Origin of the sequence: Streptomyces sp. NPDC002870, from assembly GCF_042888505.1 — a bacterium.
In the GTDB taxonomy this organism is placed as follows: domain Bacteria; phylum Actinomycetota; class Actinomycetes; order Streptomycetales; family Streptomycetaceae; genus Streptomyces.
Window position 1 is genome coordinate 1 of sequence record NZ_JBIAPW010000023.1, and the last position, 19,366, is coordinate 19,366.

Consider the following 19,366-nt stretch of genomic DNA (forward strand, 5'->3'; position numbering starts at 1 on the left):
CCACCGGGCACTACACCGGCTTCTCCGCCACGACCACCCAGCCACTTCCAGCGGCTCTGCCAAAGGCTGACGACCTAGAGATCACCAACAGCATCAGTTCCGTGAACGACCGGTGAGGTTGTCCGGTCAGCCCAGCGATGCGCTCGCCGCACGCAGTTCGTGCAGGGCCGCCAGGGTGTACTCGGCGAGCTCGTCCTTGGCATCACGGTCGACCTCGGACCATTCGGCGAACCCCCGTTTGAAGGCGAGGACGCCCAGCTCACTCGCGAGAGCCGCAGTCGGATCGGGTACGCCGCGGGCGACCAGAGCGGTTGTCATGGCGGCCGCGAGGCTGACGCTCTTGAGGGCGTCACGCTCCTGAAGTTCGGCGCTGGCAGCGACGGCCGCCTTCAGGCGAGGAGCGAGCTCGCGATTCATGGGGCCCATCGCGCTCGAGGCGCGCTCAAGACCGGCAGCGACCGCCTCGAGCGGGCTGGCGTCACCGGGCGCCTCGGCGATCCCCTCGGCCAGCAGCCGGCTCAGCGTCTCCTGACCGGCCACCAGCAGCTCGCGCTTATCGGGGAAGTGCCGGAAGAAAGTGCTTTTGGTGACTCCGGCGCGCTCGGCGATCTGCGCGACCGTCGTGGCGTCGTACCCCTGCTCGGTGAACAGGTCGACGGCAGCCACGACGAGGCGTTCGCGTGCGCCTGGTTCCCATCGACCCATGGGCCCATCGTACGTGATGGGACTCTTGTCCCGTCACCCTGCTAGAGTGACGGGACAAGAGTCCCATCACTTGAGGGAGAGTCTCATGCGCGTCTTTGTCACCGGTGGCACCGGTCTGATCGGTTCCGCCGTCGTCGCCGAACTGCTCGGCAACGGTCACACCGTCCTCGCGCTCGCCCGCTCCGACGCTTCTGCGATGGTCGCCGAGGCGGCCGGCGCGGAGCCGCTCCGGGGAGGTCTCGCCGATCTGGACATCCTTCGCGCCGGCGCTGCTCAGACCGACGGGGTGATCCACCTGGCATTCGCCAACGACTTCAGCAGCTCCGACGCCCTCGCAAAGGCGGTCGCCGAGGAAAGTGCCGCCCTCGCGACCCTCGGCGAGGAACTCGTCGGCAGCGACCGTCCCTTCGTCACCGTCTCAGGTACGCCCTATGTGCCGGGCCGCGTCTCCACCGAGGCCGACCCGGTGCCGACCGACGGGCCGGTCGGTGGTCGCGGTCGCGCGGTCACGGCGGTCCTGGGCCTGGCCTCCCGCGGGGTCCGGAGCACCGCCGTACGCATGCCGCGCACGGTTCACAACCAGGGCACGGGCGGGTTCGCCGGTTTGCTGACCAACATCGCACGCCAGACCGGAGTGTCCGGCTACCCGGGCGACGGCGCACAGCGCTGGCCGGCCGTGCACGCGCTCGACGCGGCAGTCCTCATACGGCTCGCCCTGGAGCAGGCGGAAGCTGGTACCTCCTGGCACGCCGTGGCCGACGACGGAGACAAGGTTCGTGACATCGCCGCGGTCATCGGCCGACGGCTGGGCCTGCCGGTCGAGTCGGTGCCATCGGAGACCTACGGCCCTCTCGGCCCGATCTTCGCGAGGGATCAGCCCTCGTCCAGCACCCACACCCGGCAGGCGCTCGGCTGGGAGCCGAAGCACCCCAGCCTTCTGGAGGACCTGGAGAACATCCAGCCCTGAAGGGCGGGGGGAAGATCGGGCGGGCCCGTTGCCGACGCCCACGCCGGCAACGCAAGACCCTCACGTACAACCGTCCCGCACTGTTGAAAGGCCCGTGCCGCGAGTGGGTTTTCGCCGGCAACGCCGGCGAAACCCGCGCGTACTCCACTACGGCGAGGGGCGTTCGCGCCCGGGGCGGGCTCCCGGCCGGCCCGGCGGGCCACGGTCTCACCCGCGCTCTCTCGCAGACCTCGCGAGCGACTCCGCGATAGTTGCACGAGACGTATCGTCTCGTTAATGTTTAGGGCATGACCGAACGTCAGCGCGCCCATATCGCCATGTTCTCCATCGCCGCCCCCGGCCATGTGAACCCCAGCATCGAGGTCGTCCGGGAGCTCGTCGCCCGTGGGCACCGTGTCAGTTACGCGATCCCCGCGTCGTACGCAGACAAGATCGCCGCGACCGGTGCCGAGCCGGTGATCTACTCCTCCACGCTGCCCACGGAGGAGGAACCGGAGCTGTGGGGCACAGAATTGATCGACAACATCGAGCCGTTCCTGAACGACGCGATCCAGGTGCTGCCGCAGCTGGCGGCCGCGTTCGAGGGGGACGAGCCGGATCTGGTCATCCATGACATCACCTCGTACCCGGCCGTCGTCCTCGCCCACCGGTGGGGCGTGCCCGCGGTCTCGCTCTCGCCGAACCTCGTCGCCTGGCAGGGGTACGAGGAGGAGGTCGCCGAGCCGATGTTCGCGGAGCTGAAGGCGTCCGAGCGGGGCCAGGCGTACTACGCCCGCTTCCGCGCCTGGCTCGCCGAGAACGGCATCGACACCCATCCCGACCCCTTCGTCGGCCGGCCCCGGCGGTCGATCGTCCTCATCCCGAAGGCGCTCCAGCCGTGCGCCGACCGGGTCGACGAGTTCGTCCACTCCTTCGTCGGCGCGTGCCAGGGCGACCGCAAGGAACAAGGGGAGTGGCAGCGGCCGGCGGGCGCCGACAAGGTGCTGCTGGTCTCGCTCGGGTCGGCCTTCACCAAGCAACCCGCCTTCTACCGCGAGTGCGTGAAGGCGTTCGGCGATCTGCCGGGCTGGCATGTGGTGCTGCAGATCGGCCGGTACGTCGACGAGTCGGAGCTGGGTGAGGTTCCGGCCAATGTCGAGGTGCACCGCTGGGTGCCGCAATTGGCGATCCTGCGCCAGGCGGACGCCTTCATCACCCATGCAGGCGCGGGCGGCAGTCAGGAGGGCCTGGCGACGGCCACCCCGATGGTCGCGGTCCCGCAGGCGGTCGACCAGTTCGGAAACGCCGACATGCTCGTCGGCCTGGGCGTGGCCCGTCGGCTCGACTCGGAGACGGCGACGGCGGCTGAGCTGAGGGAGGCGGTGCTGGGTCTGACGGGGGATCCCGAAGTGGCCCGGAAACTGAAGGAGATCGGGGACCCGATGGGGGCGGAGGGCGGCACGATGCGTGCGGCGGACCTGATCGAGGCGGAGCTCGGCGTCGGGCGCGGCTGACGTTACTGCTCTGTCCTCAATCTCCCCCAGACTTCGTCCGGGGGAACCCCAACGGGCTGGATTCCAGCCCGTTGGGCGATTGAGGACCTGGGGGTCCCCCCTGCCCGCCAGGGCAGGGGGGGCGGGTCCGGGGCGGAGCCCCAGTCAGGGCCCCGTCCCCGTCCGTAACCGCTAGACCCGCACCGGATCCGGCCTGCCGTCGTCGTGGCGTGCGTCCGCCACCGGGGCCGGTGCCACCGCCGACTCGTCGTGCGTCAGATCCGGCAGCCAGCGCAGCCACTTCGGGAAGTACCAGTTGCGCTCGCCCAGCAGGGCCATGATCGCCGGGAGCAGCACCCCGCGGATGATCGTCGCGTCGATCAGCACCGCCGCCGCGAGACCCACGCCCATCTGCTTCATCGACTGCATCGACAGCGTGCCGAAGATCGCGAACACCGCCACCATGATGACCGCCGCGCTCGTCACCACACCGGCCGTCGTCACCACTCCGTGCGTGATCGCGTCCCGCGTGCTGCGCCCCTGAACCTTCGCCTCGCGGATCCTCGAGACCACGAACACGTGATAGTCCATCGAGAGCCCGAACAGGATCACGAACAGGAACAGCGGAAGCCAGGCGATGATCGCCCCCACGCCCTCCGCGCCGAACACCGAGGCGCCCCAGCCGTGCTGGAAGACGGCCGTCAGGATGCCGTAAGCCGCCCCCACCGACAGCAGGTTGAGCACGATCGACGTGATCGCGATCGTCAGCGAGCGGAACGACAGCAGCATCAGTACGAAGGCGAACAGCACCACGAACACGAAGACCGGCGCCACCGCCGAGCCGAGCTGGTCGTTGAAGTCCTTCGACCCCGCGACCTGACCGCTGATCGGCGCCTCGACTCCGTCGATCTTGCCCAGGGTGGCGGGCCGGACGTCGTCGCGCAGGATGGCCAGGCTCTTCTCCGCCTTGTCCTGGTCGGAGCCGCCCACCAGAGGAACGTATACGAAGGCGAGGTTCTGCGCATCGTGCGTCACGACCTCGACCGGGCCACGGGACGCGCCCGAACTCACCGCCCGCTCACGGAAGTCGGCGATCGCATCCCGTACCGGCGCCGCGTTGATGTCGTCCGCCTTGACGACGACCTCTGCCGGGTCCGCCCCGCCCGGGAACGCCTCGTTGACCCGCTCGTACGTCGCCACAATCGGCACCGAGTCGCCGAACTCCTGGTCCAGCGTGAAGTTCTGGGTCTTCATGCCGACCGCGGGCAGCGCGACAGCCACCAGCGCGCCCGCCGCGACGAGCAGCGAAACCAGGGGCCGCTTCAGTACGCCGCCGAGCACCCAGGTCCATACGCGGCTCTCGCCGCCGGTGCCGTTGGCACCGCGCTTCAAGCGGTTGAGGAAGGGGATGCGGCCCTTCTCGACCCGGTCACCGAGCAGCGAGAGCAGCGCCGGCAGCACCGTCACCGAGCCGACCATGGCCACGGCCACCACGATCAGCGAGGCCAGGCCCATCGATTCGAACTCGCCGATCCCGGTGAAGAGCATGCCGGCCATGGCCACACACACGGTCACGCCGGAGACGATGACGGCCCGCCCGCTGGTCGCGGCGGCGATCTGCATCGCCGTCTGCCGGTCACGCCCCGCGGCCCGCTCCTCGCGCTCACGCCGCAGATAGAACAGGCAGTAGTCGACGCCGACGGCCAGACCCACCAGCAGCATCACGGAGTTCGCCGTATCGCTCATCGGCATCACGTGGCTGACGACGCCCATCAGCCCCATCGTCGCCATGATCGCGGTGATGGCCAGAGCTACCGGCAGCAGCGCAGCCACCAGGGCGCCGAAGGCGATCAGCAGAATGCCGAGCGCGACCGGCACCGCCGAGAGCTCCGCCTGCTTGAAGTCGTCGCCGAACGCGTCGTCGAAGGTCTTGTTCATGCTGGCGCTGCCGATCTCCTCGATCCGCAGCTCCTGGTGCGCGTCCTGGACCTTGGCAACGGCCTCCAGAACCGGCTCGATCCGGTCGGCGGCCGTTTCTGGATCACCGCGCACATTGAATTGGACGAGCGCACTGCGCCCGTCCTTGGAGATGCTCTTGGTGTCGTACGGAGAAGTCACCGCGGCCACTTCACCCGTGCCGCCGACCGCCTTGATCACCGCGTCGACGGCCTTGCGGAACTCCGGGTCCGTCGCCTTTGCCGTGTCGTTCTTGGCCTGGACGAGCACGGTCTCGCCGGCCGGCTCCTCGACGCCCGCGTCCTCCGCGATCCGGGACGCCTGGGTCGTCTCACCCTTCAGCTGATCGCTGTCCTTGAGTTCCACCGTGCCCGCGGCCGAACCGGCCACCATGGCGAGAAGGACGAACAACACCCAGATTCCCACGGCAGCCCAGCGGTGCTGTGCACTCCAGCCGCCGGCCCGCGCGGCGATTCCGCGCGGCCTTCCTCCTGCGTTTCCCATGACAGCCCTGCCCCCTTGGCGCATGACGTCGGCGCTGCGCCGTCGTCCCGCTTCGAAACTATGGGCTCATTCAGGCCTTCTCCTCCTGCTCACCGGTGACCCCGCTGGGCGGTTGACTCCTCCTTTCGGATCGGTTGGATCCCCGACAAGAAGGATCGAAGCCCCTTACATCTATTGGGGAGTTGAGGGAGAAGTCCGACTTGTGGGGCCCTGGCCGATTTCTTATTACGAAACCTTGTTGTCTAAGTCACAGCTGTATGAAGGTCTTGATCTGAGCCCGTCAATCGGTCAGGGTTTCGAACCAGCCCCCGGAGATTTTCCGTCCACGGGCCAATCCCCCCACAAATGATGACGAGGAGCCCCCTCTTCATGGCAACTCACAAGCGTGCGAGCAGGACCAAGCTGACCGCGGCGATAACTGCCGTGGCTGCCGCAGCCGGAGTGACCGTACTCAGCACGTCCTTCGCCGGAGCGACCACTCCTGCCCAGGGCACCATCTACGGAGCGAACGCCGAAGGCGCCGTCGCAGGCAGCTACATCGTGCTGCTGGACAAGAAGGCCGACAAGAAGGACCTGGCCGCGGAGTACGGCGGCAAGCTGCAGCGCAACTACAGCTCGGCCGTCAACGGCTTCTCCGCCAGCGGCCTTTCTGAGACCGAGGCCAAGCGCCTCGCCGCCGACCCGGCCGTCGCGAAGGTCGTCCAGAACAAGAAGTTCTCGATCAACGCGACTCAGGACAACCCGCCGTCGTGGGGCCTGGACCGGATCGACCAGGCCGACACCGCCGGCGACAAGAAGTACGCCTACCCGGACAGCGCGGGCGAGGGTGTCACGGCGTACGTCATCGACACCGGAGTCCGCGTCTCGCACAAGGACTTCGAGGGTCGCGCGACCCACGGCTTCGACGCCGTCGACAATGACGACTCCGCCGACGACGGCAACGGCCACGGCACCCATGTCGCCGGCACCATCGCCGGTACTGCCCACGGCGTCGCCAAGAAGGCGAAGGTCGTCGCCGTCCGCGTCCTCGACGACAACGGCTCAGGCACCACCGAGCAGGTCGTCGCGGGCATCGACTGGGTCTCCAAGAACCACAAGGGCCCGTCCGTCGCCAACATGAGCCTCGGCGGCGGCGCCGACGAGGCGCTCGACGCGGCCGTAAGCAAGGCGATCGCCTCCGGCGTCACCTTCGCCGTCGCGGCCGGCAACGAGTCCACCGACGCGAGCCAGGGCTCTCCGGCGCGCGTCAAGGAAGCCATCACCGTGGCCTCCTCGACCAAGGACGACGCGCAGTCGGAGTTCTCCAACTTCGGCCAGATCGTGGACATCTACGCCCCGGGCTCGGACATCACCTCGGCGTGGAACGACAGCGACGAGGGTACGAAGACCATCTCCGGCACCTCCATGGCGACGCCGCACGTCGTCGGCGCCGCGGCAATCTACCTCGGCGCCCACCAGGACGCCACGCCGGAGCAGGTGGCCACGGCGCTGACCGACGGCGCCACGGCCGACAAGATCACCAACCCCAGTGAGGGCACGCCCAACAAGTTGCTGAAGGTCGTCGAGTAACCGACGTCCTCCATTGCTGAACCGGCGGTCGCCGTGCCCTCCCCCACGGGGCGCGGCGGCCGTCCTATGGTGTGCCCATGACCACGAGGTATGCGGCACTCCTGCGCGGAATCAACGTGGGCGGGCACAAGAAGGTGCCGATGGCCCAACTCCGCGAACTGCTCACGGAACTGGGCCACGGCGACGTCGCCACGTATCTGCAGAGCGGCAACGCCGTCTTCACCAGTGACTCGGACGACGAGAAGGCCGTCTGTGCCGCGCTGGAACGTGCCATCGAGAAGCGGTTCGGCTTCGGTGTCGACTGCCTGGTGCGCAGTGGTCCGTATCTGCGTGCCGTGGCCGAGGCGTGCCCCTTTCCCGCCGCCTCGCTGGAGGGCAAGCAGCTGCACGTCATCTACTTCTCGGAGCCGGTCGGCCCCGAGCGGCTCGCGTCGATCGACGCGGCGGCGTATCTGCCGGATGAGTTCCGGCTCGGTGACCGGGCGCTGTATCTGTACGCGCCGAACGGGCTCGGCCGCTCCAAACTCGCCGAAGCGCTCGGAAAGCCGAGCCTCTTCAGGGGCACCGTCGCCACCAGCCGCAACTGGAACACGGTCGTCAAACTGGTGGAACTGACGCGCGAGTGACCCCGCGCAAGCGGCGGCTCGTCCTGGCAGTCGCTCAACCGCGGCACGGGAACGATCGAGGCCGACTGCCTCAACGGCGAGATCGCCCTGCTGGGCAGGCTGCACGGCGTCCCGGTGCCCGTCAATGAAGTCCTCCGGCGGGTGGCCGAACAGCCTCGCCCGTGAGCGCAGGGCAGCCGGCTCGATGTCCGTCGCCGAGCCGACCGCGCTCGTCGACGCCGAAATGGACCAGTGAATCAGCGCGTGAGTGGCCCGGGATGCCGGGCCACTTCATGGCTAGCCTCAGGGCATGACCACTGAGAAGAACAACATCGCCGTCGACTTCTGGTTCGACCCCGCCTGCCCCTTCGCCTGGATCACCTCCCGCTGGATGCTGGAGGTCGAGCGGGAGCGCGACATCGCCCTGAGCTTCCGGCCGATGAGTCTGTATCTCCACAACATCGGCAACGAACTGCCGCAGTGGTACCGCGAGTTGGTCGACAAGTCGATCGGTCCGGTACGGGTGGCTGTCGCCACGGCCGAGCAGCACGGCGACGCGATCCTGCGCGGCCTCTACACCGCCTTCGGCACCCGGATCCACGAGCGCGACATCGAGGACTTCGACGAGGTCATCGCCCAGTCCCTGGTCGAACTCGGCCTGCCCGCGTCGCTCGCCGAGGCGGCGCACGACGAGTCGTACGACGAAGCGGTGCGCCGCAGCCACGACGCGGGCAAGGACCCGGCGGCCGACGCATATGTGGGCACGCCCACCATTCATGTCGACGGCACGGTCTGGTTCGGCCCGGTGCTCAACTCCATCCCGCGCGGCGAGGAGGCCGCCCGGCTCTTCGACAGCTTCCGGGTCATCGCCGGACACCGGGACTTCTTCGAGCTGAAGCGCACCCGCACCGGGAGCCTGAACTTCGGCTGACGGCGGTGTCGCGTTCCTTCAAGACCGGCCGGAAGCCGCGCGCATAGCTTCGCGGGCATGAACAGCATCCACGCGCACCTCACCACCTGTGCCGCCGAAGCCGCCCGCGTCGCCCGCCTGGTCACCGCCGAGCAGCTGCCGGCCCCGTCCGTCTGCGAGGACTGGGAGGTCCGGGAGCTCGTCAACCACCTGGTTCTGTACACGTCCCACGGCCTTGAGCACCGCGCCCTGCGCAAGCAGCTCCCCGAGGAGCTCACGAAGCGCGACTTCACGGAGTGCGACGACTGGGCGGAGCGGTACGCGGGCCAGCTGGAACGTGCTCTCGCCGCCTGGTCCGATCCGGCGGTCTGGGAAGGCGATGTGGACCTCGGCTTCATGACGATGCCCGCCCCTGAGATCGCCTCGCTTCTCGTCAAGGAGCTCGCGGTCCACGGCTGGGACCTGGCCCGCTCCATCGGCCAGGAATTCGAACTCCCCAACGAGACGGGCCAGTTCGTGCTCACGGTGGTCGAGGAGCACGCCGAGGTCTACCGCCGGTACGACGGCTTCGCCGAGCCGGTCCCGGTCGCGGACGATTCTTCCGCCTTCGACCGAGCCCTGGCGACGAGCGGACGCGACCCGCGGGCCTGAAGGTCGCCCCGCGACTGACGCCCACCGCTGTCGTTCCTGCCGTCACGCCGGACGGGCGGGCGCAGCGGTGTGCAGTCCCTCACACTACGGAGGTCGCATGATGCCTTTTGCCTGTTATGAGAAGGAAGTGACTTCAGCGAGTCGACAGTCCGTTTCATGCGGTAACTGCCCGTTTGAACTGACGCTTCCTCGGTTCGAAGGCCCCTGATAGACACGACGGGTTCGGCCACCGACCCGGCGAGAGAAGCACCGCATGATCCACGACCAGACTCCGGATCACTATGAGTTCGAGATCGACCTGACCGTCGACGAGGCCAGGCGGCGCGCCGCAGTGCTTGAAGCCATCGGAGACAATTGGGACCCGGTGGCCGTGCTGGAGGGTGAGCGGGAGGCGTACCGCCTGCTGTACTCGAACCTGGACCCGCAGCAGCAGGAGACCTACGACCGGCTCGTGTCGGCCGGCGTCCTTCCGGGAGGGGAGGGCGAGGGCCATGCTGCCGCTTGATCCGACGGCCGATGCCGGGCGCAGGGCCTGGGTGCCGTGCCCAGGATGCGCCGACCACCGGGACTGCGCCGTCTGCCTGGCGGGGCGCGCCTGCAGAGACCACTGGCGCTATCTGCTGTCCAACAAGGGCAGCCTGCTGCATCTGCAGTGCTCCAACTGCGCCCATCTGTGGGCCCATGAGACCGGTTTCGGCGCCGGATCGCGCGGGGCGTGCCCGTCGTAGCGCTGCACGTCGCGCCGGTTTCGGCCCGGACCGAGGCTGCGCGGGGACGGGGTGTGGTCACCCCGTGAAGGCGAGCGAGGCGCGGGCGGCCCCAGCCGCCAATGCCTCCCCGTAGCGCTCCAGCAACAGCTCCGCCAGCTCCGGGGCCGGACCCAGGACATCGGCCAGCACGTCCGCCTCCCGCGCGCCCGCGGCGATGCGGTCCGGGAGGCGGCCCGGCGCGATGACGTACGGCGCCACCGCCACGCGCTCGCAGCCCTCGTCGCGGAGCGCCCGTACCGCGGCCTCGGTGCGGGGAAGAGATGCGGAGGCGAACGCAGGCCGCACGGCGCACCAACCGGTGTGCCGCAGCTCCCGCGCGACATCTGCGATCACTGCGATCGCCTCCGGGTCTGTGGAGCCCGCCGAGGCCAGCACCAGGCCCGTCGAGCGCTTGTGGGACGGGTCGAGCCCGGCCTCGTACAGCCGCCGTTCGAGGGCGGACAGCAGCAAGGGGGACGGGCCGAGTACGTCGGCCTGGTCGATGCGCAGCACCGGCGGGGCCTTGCGCAGTACGGCGGGGATGTCGGCCTTCGCGTGGAAGGCGCGGGTCAGCAGCAGCGGCAGCGCCACCACGTCCCGTACGCCCTCGGCCGCAAGACGCTCCAGCACCCTCGGCACGGACGGCGCGTTGAAGTCCAGGAATCCCGTCTCCACGCGCAGCCCCGGCCGCAGCGACCGGGCACGCTCCACCAGGGCATGCACGGTCGCGGCGTGCCGCGGGTCGCGGCTGCCGTGTGCGATGACGAGGAGGACGGGGCTGGGCATGAGGTGGCTCAGTTCTTGACGAGGAGACCGCGGCTGCGCAGCACCCACCGCTCCAGCGGACTGAAGATCAGCAGGTCGATGGCGATACCGACGATCAGGATGAGCAGGATGGCGAGGAAGACGCCCGGCATGTCGGAGTTGTTGCGGCCGTTCTCGAGCAGCTGCCCGAGTCCCAGGCCGAGATCCGGGGACGAGGCGATGATCTCCGCCGCCATCAGCGAGCGCCAGGAGAAGGCCCAGCCCTGCTTCAGGCCCGCGAGATAGCCGGGCAGTGCCGCGGGCATCACGATGTGCCAGGTGCCCTTGAGCCCGGTCGCGCCGAGGGTGCGGCCGGCGCGCAGATACAGCGGCGACACCTGGTCGACGCCCGACACCAGGCCGTTGGCGATCGAGGGCACGGCGCCCAGCAGGATCACCGTGTACATCATCGAGTTGTTCAACCCGAGCCAGATCACGGCCGGCGGCACCCAGGCGACGGACGGCAGGGACTGCAGACCCGACAGGATCGGGCCGATCGCGGCCCGGATGAACTTCACCCGGGCGACCAGCAGTCCCAGCGGCGTACCGATGGCGAGCGCCAGCAGGAAGCCGAGCAGACCGCGGGAGACGCTGGTCCAGACGACCTCGAGCAGCGTGCCCTGCAGCCACATGTCGGACACGCTGTCCCATACCGCGGACGGTGCGGGCAGGCTTCCCTCGTCGGTGACCTTCGCCGTGACCAGGGCCTGCCAGACGACGAGGACCAGAGCGACGGCGGTCAGCGGCGGCAGGATCTTCTTGAGAAGCACCTCGCGCACGGGCGTACGGCGAACCTGCACCGCGTCGAGTGCGTCGAGTCCGGCTTCGAGTCCGGCCAGATCGTCGGCCTTGCCGGCGGCCTTGGTCTCAGTGCTGGCCATGACGGCGGATCTCCCCACGCAGTTCTTCGGTGATCTCGACGGACAGTTCCGCCACGGCGGCGTCCTCGATACGGCGCGGCTGCTCGATGTCCACGGTCCACTCGCGGGCGATCCGGCCCGGGCGGGAGGACAGCAGGATCACCCGCTCGGCGAGCCGTACCGCCTCACGGACGTTGTGCGTGACGAAGAGGACCGAGACGTTGGTCTCGCGCCAGATCCGGGTCAGCTCGTCGTGCAGCACGTCCCGGGTGATGGCGTCCAGCGCCGCGAACGGCTCGTCCATCAACAGCAGTTGGCTGTCCTGCGCCAGAGCCCGGGCCATCGCCACGCGCTGGCGCATCCCGCCGGAGAGCTCGTGCACCCGCTTGCCGTACGCGCCCTGGAGCCGTACGAGCTCCAGCAGCCGCTGCGCCTCGGCGCGCCGCTCGGTCTTGGGGACACCGCGCAGCCGCAGTGCCAGTTCGATGTTCTTGCCCGCGGTCAGCCACGGGAACAGGGCGTGCTCCTGGAACATCAGGGCGGGCCGCCCGCCGGGGGTCGCGATGGACCCCGCGGTGGGGCGGTCGAGGCCTGCCACCAGGTTGAGCAGCGTCGACTTTCCGCAGCCGGAGGCTCCCAGGAGGGTGACGAACTCGCCCGGAGCGACATCGAGGGTGATGTCGTCCAGGACGAGCTGTTGCCCGGACGGTCCGGCGAAGGACTTCGAGACGTGCTCGAGACGGGCGGCGTGCTCGACCGTCACGCGGTCTTCGGCCTTGGCGATCGCTGTGGCCATGGTCGTCACCTCCTGGGAACTCGGTCGGATGCGGGGGTAGAGGCTTACTTGACGCCGAGCGAGGCGTCGGCGACCTCGGGCTTGCCCTCGGCCCCCAGGACCTTGTTGAGCAGCGTCAGGTCGTAGATGCCGGTCAGGTCGGGCTCCTCGAGCAGGCCCGCCTTCACCGCGTGGTCGGCCTGGGTCCGGAGCGTGGCGGCCAGCGGGTCGTCGGTGAACTGGATCGACTTCCACGCCGGGTCGATCACCTCGGGCGCCAGCGCCTTGCCGGTGAGCTCCTTGAGCTTGGCGTTCGCGGACGCCTTCGCCTTGTCGGGGTTGGCGTTGATCCACGCGTTGGTCTTCACCGAGCCGCGCAGCACGGCCTCGACGACGTCCGGGTGCTCCTTGAGGAACTTCTGCGACACGATGATGTTCGTGATCACGAACTTCTTGTCGGGCCACAGTGTCGACTCGTCGAGCAGTACCTTGGCGCCCTCGCTGACCAGCTTGGACGCCGTCGGCTCTGGCACCCAGGCGCCGTCGATGGAGCCGGACTTGTAGGCGTCGGGGGCCACCTTGTTCTCCGTACGGACGACGGAGACGTCACCCTTGCCGCTCTGGGCGTCGACCTTCCAGCCCTTCTCGGCGATCCAGTTCAGGAACGCGACGTCCTGGGTGTTGCCGAGCTGGGGCGTGGCGATCTTCTTGCCCTTGAGGTCGTCCAGGGTCTTGATCTTGTCCGGGTTGACGACGAGCTTCACACCGCCGGAGGCCGAGCCCGCGATGATGCGCAGGTTCTTGCCCTTGGACTTGATGTAGCCGTTGATGGACGGCGAGGGGCCGATGAAGCCGATGTCGATGGAGCCCGCGTTCAGCGCCTCGATCTCGGAGGGACCGGCGTTGAAGGTGGTCGAGGCGAGCTTGGTGCCGCCCAGCTCCTTCTGGATCAGACCCTCCTGGTCGCCGACCAGCGCCGTGGCGTGCGTGAGGTTCTGGAAGTAGCCGAGCTTGACGGTGTCCACGGAGAGCTTCTCGCCCTTGGCGGCAGGAGCGACGTTGTCGTCCTTCTTCGCCTCGGAGCCGTAGCCGCAGGCGGTGAGCGCGACGGCGAGGAGCGGCAGGGCGGCGGCAGCGGCGATGCTGCGGCGGAGGGTCGTACGGGTGGCAGGCACGGGAGGGTTTCCTCTCGGAGGCCCGGTTCTTACGTCACATCGGACGCGGCCGGGGAGTCGGCGGGTCTTCGTCGGTGCGGGGTGCGGGGGGTACGGGCGCGCCGGCAGTGCGCGTACGTCATTGCGCACATCGCGCCACCCCGCCGGTTCCCGCGCCGAGGGCGCCGCTGCCGACGCGGCCGCCCTCCTTCGCGAAGGTCGCGTAGTAGTCGATGGTCATCAGAAGTCCCAGCCCTCGTCGTCGGCCACCTGCACGGTCGCGACGTTCGTGGCGAAGGAGTCGCCCGCCATGCCGGCCGCCAGCGTGGTGCCGTCCGCGGGGTCGATCAGCAGGAACGACCCGGTGCGGCGGGAGTCGGCGTACGAGTCGAGCGCGAGCGGCTCGGCGGTACGGATCTTGACCCGGCCGATGTCATTGGCCACCAGCTGCCCGGGGTTCGGGTGCTGGGACAGGTCGTCGAGGGTCAGCCGGGACGGGATCTCCTTGACGATCGCCTTGACCGTGCGGGTGGTGTGCTTGAGCAGCACCCGCTGGCCGACGGCGAGCGGCTGGTCCGCGACATGGCAGACCGTCGCCTCGACGTCCTGCGTGGTCGCGGGCGCGTCGCCGCTCGGCACGATCAGGTCGCCCCGCGAGATGTCGATGTCGTCCTCGAGCAGGAGGGTGACGGACTGCGGGGTCCAGGCGATGTCCACCGATTCGCCGAGCAGGTCGATCCCGGCGATCTTCGACGTACGGCCCGCCGGCAGGACGGTCACCTGCTCGCCGACCCGGAACGTGCCCGCGGCGATCTGGCCGGCGTAGCCGCGGTAGTCGGGGTGCTCGGCGGTCTGCGGGCGGATCACGTACTGCACCGGGAGCCGGGCGTGGCAGCCCGTCAGATCGTGGCTGACCGGGACCGTCTCCAGGTGCTCCAGGACGGTCGGGCCGCCGTACCAGTCCATGTTCGCGGACGGGTCCACCACGTTGTCACCGGCCAGCGCCGAGATCGGGATCGCGGTGATGTCCGGTACGCCGAGGGAGGCGGCGTACGCGGTGAACTCCTCGGCGATCGCGGCGAAGACGGGCTCGGCATAGTCGACGAGGTCCATCTTGTTGACGGCGAGGACGACATGCGGGACGCGCAGCAGGGCGGCGACCGCGGCATGGCGGCGGGTCTGCTCGACCACGCCGTTACGGGCGTCGACCAGCACCACGGCCAGCTCGGCCGTGGACGCGCCGGTGACCATGTTGCGGGTGTACTGCACATGCCCGGGGGTGTCGGCGAGGATGAACCGCCTGCGCGGCGTGGCGAAGTAGCGGTAGGCGACATCGATGGTGATGCCCTGCTCCCGCTCGGCCCGCAGACCGTCGGTGAGCAGCGCCAGGTCCGGGGTCTCCTGGCCACGCGAGCGGGAGGCGTGCTCGACGGCCTCCAGCTGGTCGGTCAGGACCGACTTGGAGTCGTGCAGCAGCCGGCCGACGAGGGTGGACTTGCCGTCGTCGACGGACCCGGCGGTGGCGAAACGCAGCAGGGTGGTGGCTGAGATCCCGGCGAGTTGCCCGGTCGTGGAGGTCATGGCTAGAAGTACCCTTCGCGCTTGCGGTCTTCCATCGCGGCCTCGGACATCTTGTCGTCGGCGCGGGTCGCGCCCCGCTCGGTGAGACGGGATGCGGCGATCTCGGTGATCACGTCGTCCAGCGTGGTGGCGTCGGAGTCGACGGCACCGGTGCAGGACATGTCTCCGACGGTGCGGTAACGCACCAGCCGCGTCTCGACGCTCTCGGACTCCTTGGGGCCGCCCCACGCACCGGCGGTCAGCCACATCCCGGAGCGCTGGAAGACCTCGCGCTCGTGCGCGAAGTAGATCTCGGGCAGCTCGATCTTCTCGCGCTCGATGTACTGCCAGACGTCCAGCTCTGTCCAGTTGGACAGCGGGAAGACACGCACATGCTCGCCGGGCGCATGGCGGCCGTTGTAGAGCTGCCACAGCTCGGGCCGCTGCCTGCGCGGGTCCCACTGCGAGAACTCGTCCCGCAGCGAGAACACCCGCTCCTTGGCGCGTGCCTTCTCCTCGTCCCGGCGGCCACCGCCGAACACCGCGTCGAAGCGGTGCTCCTGGATGGCCTCGGTCAGCGGCACGGTCTGCAGCGGGTTACGTGTCCCGTCGGGACGTTCGCGCAGCTTCCCGGCGTCGATGTACTCCTGTACGGACGCCACGTGCAGCCGGAGGTTGTGCTGCGCCACCGCGCGGTCGCGGTACTCCAGCACCTCGGGGAAGTTGTGTCCGGTGTCGACATGCAGCAGCGTGAAGGGGATCGCGGCCGGCGCGAACGCCTTCAGCGCCAGATGCAGCATGACGATGGAGTCCTTGCCGCCGGAGAAGAGAATCACCGGCCGCTCGAACTCTCCCGCCACCTCGCGGAAGATGTGCACCGCCTCGGACTCCAGTGCGTCCAGGTGCGACAGTGCGTACGGGCTGTCGGTGCCCTCGTGAACAGTGGCGGCGGTCGTCATGCCAGGCCCCTCTCGGTGAGCAGCGCGTGAAGTGCCGCCGCGGACTCCTGCACGGTCTGGGTGTGCGACTCGATCCGCAGATCCGGGCTCTGCGGCTCCTCGTACGGGTCGTCGACGCCGGTGAGACCACTGATCTCACCGGCCGCCTGCTTGGCGTACAGACCCTTCACATCGCGTACGGAGCACACCTCCACCGGAGTGGCGACATGCACCTCCAGATACGCGGTGCCCTCGGCCTGGTGGCGCTTGCGGACGGACTCGCGGCTGTCCTCGTACGGGGCGATCACCGGCACCAGCGCCTTGATGCCGTTGGACGCGAGGAGTTCGGCGACGAAGCCGATCCGCTGAACGTTGGTGTGGCGGTCCTCGCGGCTGAAGCCGAGGCCGGCCGAGAGGAATTCGCGGATCTCGTCGCCGTCGAGAACCTCGGTCCGGTGGCCGTCGGCGCGCAGCCGGTCCGCCAGCTCGTAGGCGATGGTGGTCTTGCCCGCGCTCGGCAGACCGGTGAGCCAGATGGTGGCCCCAGTCACGTTCTTGTCTCCCAGAATCGTCATCCGTGCAGCCCGCATTCGGTCTTGCCCCGCCCGGCCCAGCGGCCGGCCCGGGCGTCCTCGCCCTCCAGCACCCGGCGGGTGCAGGGTGCGCAGCCCACCGAGGCGTAACCGTCCATCAGCAGCGGGTTGGTGAGGACGCCGTGCTCGGCGACGTAGGCGTCCACGTCGTCCTGCGTCCAGCGGGCGATCGGCGAGATCTTGACCTTCTGCCGCTTCTCGTCCCAGCCGACGACCGGGGTGTTCGCCCGGGTCGGGGACTCGTCGCGGCGCAGGCCCGTCGCCCACGCCTCGTACGCGGTCAGTCCCTCTTCGAGGGGCTTGACCTTGCGCAGGGCGCAGCACAGGTCGGGGTCGCGGTCGTGCAGCTTCGGGCCGTACTCGGCGTCCTGTTCGGCCACCGACTGGCGGGGCGTGAGCGTGATGAGGTTGACGTCCATCACGGCCTCGACCGCGTCGCGGGTGCCGATGGTCTCGGGGAAGTGGTAGCCGGTGTCGAGGAAGACGACGTCGACTCCGGGGAGGACACGGGAGGCGAGATGGGCGACCACCGCGTCCTCCATCGAGGAGGTGACGCAGAAGCGCGGGCCGAAGGTGTCGGCCGCCCACTTCAGGATCTCCAGGGCGGAGGCGTCTTCGAGCTCCCGCCCGGCCCGCTCGGCGAGTTCTTTCAGGTCTGTTGCCTGAGTTGTCGTCATATCTCGTCCCTTCCACCGTCGTTGCGCTGAAGTCCCCGGGTCAGCAGCCCGAGGAACTTCAACTGGAAGGCTCGATTGCAGGCTGCGCATTCCCAGGCGCCGTGGCCCTGCTCGCTGGGACGCAGGTCCTCGTCTCCGCAGTAGGGGCAGTAGAAGGGCGCGGCACGCTCGCTCACGAGAGGGCCTCCTCGGAAGCGCGCGCCGCCCACGTGGCGAAGCGCTCGCCGTCCTCGCGCTCCGCCTGGAAGCGCTTGAGCACCCGCTCGACGTAGTCGGGCAGCTCGGCCGAGGTGACCTTCAGTCCACGGACCTTGCGGCCGAACCCGGCCTCCAGACCGAGCGCGCCGCCCAGGTGCACCTGGAAGCCCTCGACCTGGTTGCCCTCGTCGTCCAGGACCAGCTGCCCCTTGAGACCGATGTCCGCGACCTGGATGCGGGCGCAGGCGTTGGGGCAGCCGTTGAGGTTGATGGTGATCGGCTGGTCGAACTCGGGGATGCGGCGCTCGAGTTCGTCGATCAGGGAGGCACCACGGGCCTTGGTCTCGACAATGGCCAGCTTGCAGAACTCGATACCGGTGCAGGCCATCGTGCCGCGCCTGAACGGCGACGGGTTGACCCGCAGATCCAGCGCCTCGAGGCTGGCCACCAGCGACTCGACCTGCGACTCCTCGATATCGAGCACGATCATCTTCTGCTCGACGGTGGTACGCAGCCGGCCCGAGCCGTGCGCGTCCGCCACCTCGGCGATCTTGGTGAGCGTGGCGCCGTCGACCCGGCCGACGCGCGGCGCGAACCCGACGTAGAAGCGTCCGTCCTGCTGCCGGTGCACACCGACGTGGTCGCGCCACTGCTGCACGGGCTGTGCCGGGGCGGGCCCGTCGATCAGCTTGCGCTTCAGGTACTCGTCCTCCAGCACCTGGCGGAACTTCTCGGCGCCCCAGTCGGCGACCAGGAACTTCAGGCGGGCGCGGGTGCGCAGCCGCCGGTAGCCGTAGTCGCGGAAGATCGAGATGACGCCTTCGTAGACGTCAGGGACCTCGTCGAGGGGGACCCAGGCGCCGAGCCGGACACCGATCTTGGGGTTGGTGGAGAGACCGCCGCCGACCCACAGGTCGAAGCCGGGGCCGTGCTCGGGGTGGTTCACGCCGACGAAGGCGATGTCGTTGATCTCGTGCGCGACGTCCAGCAGCGGCGATCCTGAGATCGCCGACTTGAACTTGCGCGGCAGGTTGGAGAAGGCGGGGTTGCCCACGATCCGGCGGCAGATCTCGTCGACGGCCGGGGTGCCGTCGATGATCTCGTCCTCGGCGATACCGGCGACCGGCGAGCCGAGCACGACGCGCGGGGTGTCACCACAGGCCTCGGTGGTCGACAGGCCGACCTCTTCGAGGCGGCGCCAGATCTCCGGGACGTCCTCGATGCGGATCCAGTGGTACTGGACGTTCTGCCGGTCGGTGATGTCCGCGGTGCCGCGCGCGAACTCCTGCGAGATCTCACCGATGACGCGCAGCTGCTCGGTGGTCAGCCGGCCGCCGTCGATGCGGACGCGCATCATGAAGTACTTGTCGTCCAGCTCCTCCGGCTCCAGGATCGCGGTCTTGCCGCCGTCGATCCCGGGCTTGCGCTGGGTGTAGAGGCCCCACCAGCGCATCCGGCCGCGCAGATCGGCGCCGTCGATCGAATCGAAGCCGCGGTGGGCGTAGATCGTCTCAATGCGTGTCCGAACATTGAGACCGTCGTCGTCCCTCTTGGTCTGCTCGTTGCCGTTCAGCGGTGTCATATGGCCAACGGCCCACTGGCCCTCGCCGCGGTGGCGTCCGGCCTTGCGGCGGGGCGTGGCAGAGGCGGGCTTTTCGGGGGTGGCGGCCATGGCGGTATGTCCTTCGAGACTGCAGGAGGGCGGCTCTGAGCTGCACA

At 69.1% G+C, this 19,366-nt stretch carries 20 protein-coding genes and 1 pseudogene; 9 read left to right on the forward strand and 12 right to left on the reverse strand.

The genetic code is table 11. From position 1 onward, the window contains the following. Positions 1-126: 126 nt before the first annotated feature. Positions 127-705 carry a TetR/AcrR family transcriptional regulator gene (locus ACFYWY_RS24985; RefSeq protein ID WP_389190244.1) on the reverse strand — a complete coding sequence of 193 codons (579 nt, stop codon included), beginning with the start codon at positions 703-705 and terminating at the stop codon, positions 127-129. An 85-nt stretch (positions 706-790) separates the two neighbouring features. Here ACFYWY_RS24985 and ACFYWY_RS24990 point away from each other — a divergent pair, with 85 nt between their 5' ends. Continuing rightward, positions 791-1,672, forward strand: coding sequence for an SDR family oxidoreductase (locus tag ACFYWY_RS24990; RefSeq protein ID WP_389190245.1), 882 nt, complete (start codon positions 791-793; stop codon positions 1,670-1,672). A 287-nt stretch (positions 1,673-1,959) separates the two neighbouring features. After that, positions 1,960-3,165 (forward strand): macrolide-inactivating glycosyltransferase, encoded by a 1,206-nt coding sequence (gene mgt / locus ACFYWY_RS24995; RefSeq protein ID WP_389190246.1) that lies wholly within the window; start codon positions 1,960-1,962, stop codon positions 3,163-3,165. A gap of 171 nt (positions 3,166-3,336) precedes the next feature. Here the strand turns inward: mgt and ACFYWY_RS25000 are convergent, their stop codons facing one another. Beyond that, positions 3,337-5,604 carry an MMPL family transporter gene (locus ACFYWY_RS25000; RefSeq protein ID WP_389190247.1) on the reverse strand — a complete coding sequence of 756 codons (2,268 nt, stop codon included), beginning with the start codon at positions 5,602-5,604 and terminating at the stop codon, positions 3,337-3,339. A gap of 369 nt (positions 5,605-5,973) precedes the next feature. On the opposite strand from ACFYWY_RS25000, the gene ACFYWY_RS25005 reads away from it, so the two are divergent. The 7 genes and pseudogenes from ACFYWY_RS25005 (at position 5,974) to ACFYWY_RS25035 (ending at position 10,067) form a co-directional block, all read left to right on the forward strand. Then, entirely contained in the window at positions 5,974-7,173 is a 1,200-nt protein-coding gene (locus ACFYWY_RS25005) for a S8 family peptidase (RefSeq protein WP_389190248.1), read from the forward strand. A 77-nt stretch (positions 7,174-7,250) separates the two neighbouring features. Then, positions 7,251-7,799, forward strand: a complete 549-nt coding sequence (locus ACFYWY_RS25010; protein ID WP_389190249.1) for a DUF1697 domain-containing protein — start codon at positions 7,251-7,253, stop codon at positions 7,797-7,799. A 12-nt stretch (positions 7,800-7,811) separates the two neighbouring features. Then, positions 7,812-8,034 (forward strand): annotated as a pseudogene (locus tag ACFYWY_RS25015) (ketopantoate reductase C-terminal domain-containing protein); the annotation flags it as partial. Positions 8,035-8,088: 54 nt separating this feature from the next. Further along, positions 8,089-8,709, forward strand: coding sequence for a DsbA family protein (locus tag ACFYWY_RS25020; protein ID WP_389190250.1), 621 nt, complete (start codon positions 8,089-8,091; stop codon positions 8,707-8,709). A 57-nt stretch (positions 8,710-8,766) separates the two neighbouring features. Further along, positions 8,767-9,339: a TIGR03086 family metal-binding protein gene (locus ACFYWY_RS25025; RefSeq protein WP_389190251.1), complete on the forward strand. Its 573-nt coding sequence runs from the start codon at positions 8,767-8,769 to the stop codon at positions 9,337-9,339. Between the two features lie 253 nt (positions 9,340-9,592). After that, positions 9,593-9,844, forward strand: a complete 252-nt coding sequence (locus tag ACFYWY_RS25030; RefSeq protein WP_389190252.1) for a DUF6400 family protein — start codon at positions 9,593-9,595, stop codon at positions 9,842-9,844. Then, a complete protein-coding gene (locus tag ACFYWY_RS25035; protein WP_389190253.1) occupies positions 9,831-10,067 on the forward strand; it encodes a hypothetical protein in 237 nt (78 codons plus the stop codon). The genes ACFYWY_RS25030 and ACFYWY_RS25035 overlap by 14 nt, the downstream gene beginning before the upstream one ends. Before the next feature lie 57 nt (positions 10,068-10,124). On the opposite strand, the gene ACFYWY_RS25040 is transcribed toward ACFYWY_RS25035, so the two are convergent. The 10 genes from ACFYWY_RS25040 to ACFYWY_RS25085 form a co-directional block, all read right to left on the reverse strand. Continuing rightward, positions 10,125-10,874 (reverse strand): sirohydrochlorin chelatase, encoded by a 750-nt coding sequence (locus ACFYWY_RS25040; RefSeq protein ID WP_389190254.1) that lies wholly within the window; start codon positions 10,872-10,874, stop codon positions 10,125-10,127. Positions 10,875-10,882: 8 nt separating this feature from the next. Beyond that, positions 10,883-11,773 carry an ABC transporter permease gene (locus ACFYWY_RS25045; RefSeq protein WP_389190255.1) on the reverse strand — a complete coding sequence of 297 codons (891 nt, stop codon included), beginning with the start codon at positions 11,771-11,773 and terminating at the stop codon, positions 10,883-10,885. Continuing rightward, a complete protein-coding gene (locus ACFYWY_RS25050; RefSeq protein WP_389190256.1) occupies positions 11,760-12,548 on the reverse strand; it encodes an ABC transporter ATP-binding protein in 789 nt (262 codons plus the stop codon). The genes ACFYWY_RS25045 and ACFYWY_RS25050 overlap by 14 nt, the downstream gene beginning before the upstream one ends. Before the next feature lie 44 nt (positions 12,549-12,592). Further along, positions 12,593-13,702, reverse strand: coding sequence for an aliphatic sulfonate ABC transporter substrate-binding protein (locus ACFYWY_RS25055; RefSeq protein WP_389190257.1), 1,110 nt, complete (start codon positions 13,700-13,702; stop codon positions 12,593-12,595). A 219-nt stretch (positions 13,703-13,921) separates the two neighbouring features. Continuing rightward, positions 13,922-15,262, reverse strand: a complete 1,341-nt coding sequence (locus ACFYWY_RS25060; RefSeq protein ID WP_389190258.1) for a sulfate adenylyltransferase subunit 1 — start codon at positions 15,260-15,262, stop codon at positions 13,922-13,924. Positions 15,263-15,264: 2 nt separating this feature from the next. Next, complete coding sequence (gene cysD, locus ACFYWY_RS25065; RefSeq protein WP_389190259.1) at positions 15,265-16,200, reverse strand: sulfate adenylyltransferase subunit CysD; 936 nt, start codon at positions 16,198-16,200, stop codon at positions 15,265-15,267. After that, positions 16,197-16,754, reverse strand: a complete 558-nt coding sequence (gene cysC, locus ACFYWY_RS25070) for an adenylyl-sulfate kinase (protein ID WP_389190260.1) — start codon at positions 16,752-16,754, stop codon at positions 16,197-16,199. Before cysC ends, cysD begins: the two co-directional genes overlap by 4 nt. Further along, positions 16,751-17,449 (reverse strand): phosphoadenylyl-sulfate reductase, encoded by a 699-nt coding sequence (locus ACFYWY_RS25075; protein WP_389190261.1) that lies wholly within the window; start codon positions 17,447-17,449, stop codon positions 16,751-16,753. Before ACFYWY_RS25075 ends, cysC begins: the two co-directional genes overlap by 4 nt. Then, positions 17,446-17,625, reverse strand: coding sequence for a hypothetical protein (locus ACFYWY_RS25080; RefSeq protein WP_389190262.1), 180 nt, complete (start codon positions 17,623-17,625; stop codon positions 17,446-17,448). Before ACFYWY_RS25080 ends, ACFYWY_RS25075 begins: the two co-directional genes overlap by 4 nt. Then, positions 17,622-19,319 carry a nitrite/sulfite reductase gene (locus tag ACFYWY_RS25085; RefSeq protein WP_389190263.1) on the reverse strand — a complete coding sequence of 566 codons (1,698 nt, stop codon included), beginning with the start codon at positions 19,317-19,319 and terminating at the stop codon, positions 17,622-17,624. Before ACFYWY_RS25085 ends, ACFYWY_RS25080 begins: the two co-directional genes overlap by 4 nt. Positions 19,320-19,366 lie beyond the last annotated feature (47 nt).

Bases quoted from the DNA above. Each gene is read 5' to 3' on its own strand.
- ACFYWY_RS24985 (WP_389190244.1), bottom strand. From the start codon at position 705: ATGGGTCGATGGGAACCAGGCGCACGCGAACGCCTCGTCGTGGCTGCC.
- ACFYWY_RS24990 (WP_389190245.1), top strand. From the start codon at position 791: ATGCGCGTCTTTGTCACCGGTGGCACCGGTCTGATCGGTTCCGCCGTC.
- mgt (WP_389190246.1), top strand. From the start codon at position 1,960: ATGACCGAACGTCAGCGCGCCCATATCGCCATGTTCTCCATCGCCGCC.
- ACFYWY_RS25000 (WP_389190247.1), bottom strand. From the start codon at position 5,604: ATGGGAAACGCAGGAGGAAGGCCGCGCGGAATCGCCGCGCGGGCCGGC.
- ACFYWY_RS25005 (WP_389190248.1), top strand. From the start codon at position 5,974: ATGGCAACTCACAAGCGTGCGAGCAGGACCAAGCTGACCGCGGCGATA.
- ACFYWY_RS25010 (WP_389190249.1), top strand. From the start codon at position 7,251: ATGACCACGAGGTATGCGGCACTCCTGCGCGGAATCAACGTGGGCGGG.
- ACFYWY_RS25020 (WP_389190250.1), top strand. From the start codon at position 8,089: ATGACCACTGAGAAGAACAACATCGCCGTCGACTTCTGGTTCGACCCC.
- ACFYWY_RS25025 (WP_389190251.1), top strand. From the start codon at position 8,767: ATGAACAGCATCCACGCGCACCTCACCACCTGTGCCGCCGAAGCCGCC.
- ACFYWY_RS25030 (WP_389190252.1), top strand. From the start codon at position 9,593: ATGATCCACGACCAGACTCCGGATCACTATGAGTTCGAGATCGACCTG.
- ACFYWY_RS25035 (WP_389190253.1), top strand. From the start codon at position 9,831: ATGCTGCCGCTTGATCCGACGGCCGATGCCGGGCGCAGGGCCTGGGTG.
- ACFYWY_RS25040 (WP_389190254.1), bottom strand. From the start codon at position 10,874: ATGCCCAGCCCCGTCCTCCTCGTCATCGCACACGGCAGCCGCGACCCG.
- ACFYWY_RS25045 (WP_389190255.1), bottom strand. From the start codon at position 11,773: ATGGCCAGCACTGAGACCAAGGCCGCCGGCAAGGCCGACGATCTGGCC.
- ACFYWY_RS25050 (WP_389190256.1), bottom strand. From the start codon at position 12,548: ATGGCCACAGCGATCGCCAAGGCCGAAGACCGCGTGACGGTCGAGCAC.
- ACFYWY_RS25060 (WP_389190258.1), bottom strand. From the start codon at position 15,262: ATGACCTCCACGACCGGGCAACTCGCCGGGATCTCAGCCACCACCCTG.
- cysD (WP_389190259.1), bottom strand. From the start codon at position 16,200: ATGACGACCGCCGCCACTGTTCACGAGGGCACCGACAGCCCGTACGCA.
- cysC (WP_389190260.1), bottom strand. From the start codon at position 16,754: ATGACGATTCTGGGAGACAAGAACGTGACTGGGGCCACCATCTGGCTC.
- ACFYWY_RS25075 (WP_389190261.1), bottom strand. From the start codon at position 17,449: ATGACGACAACTCAGGCAACAGACCTGAAAGAACTCGCCGAGCGGGCC.
- ACFYWY_RS25085 (WP_389190263.1), bottom strand. From the start codon at position 19,319: ATGGCCGCCACCCCCGAAAAGCCCGCCTCTGCCACGCCCCGCCGCAAG.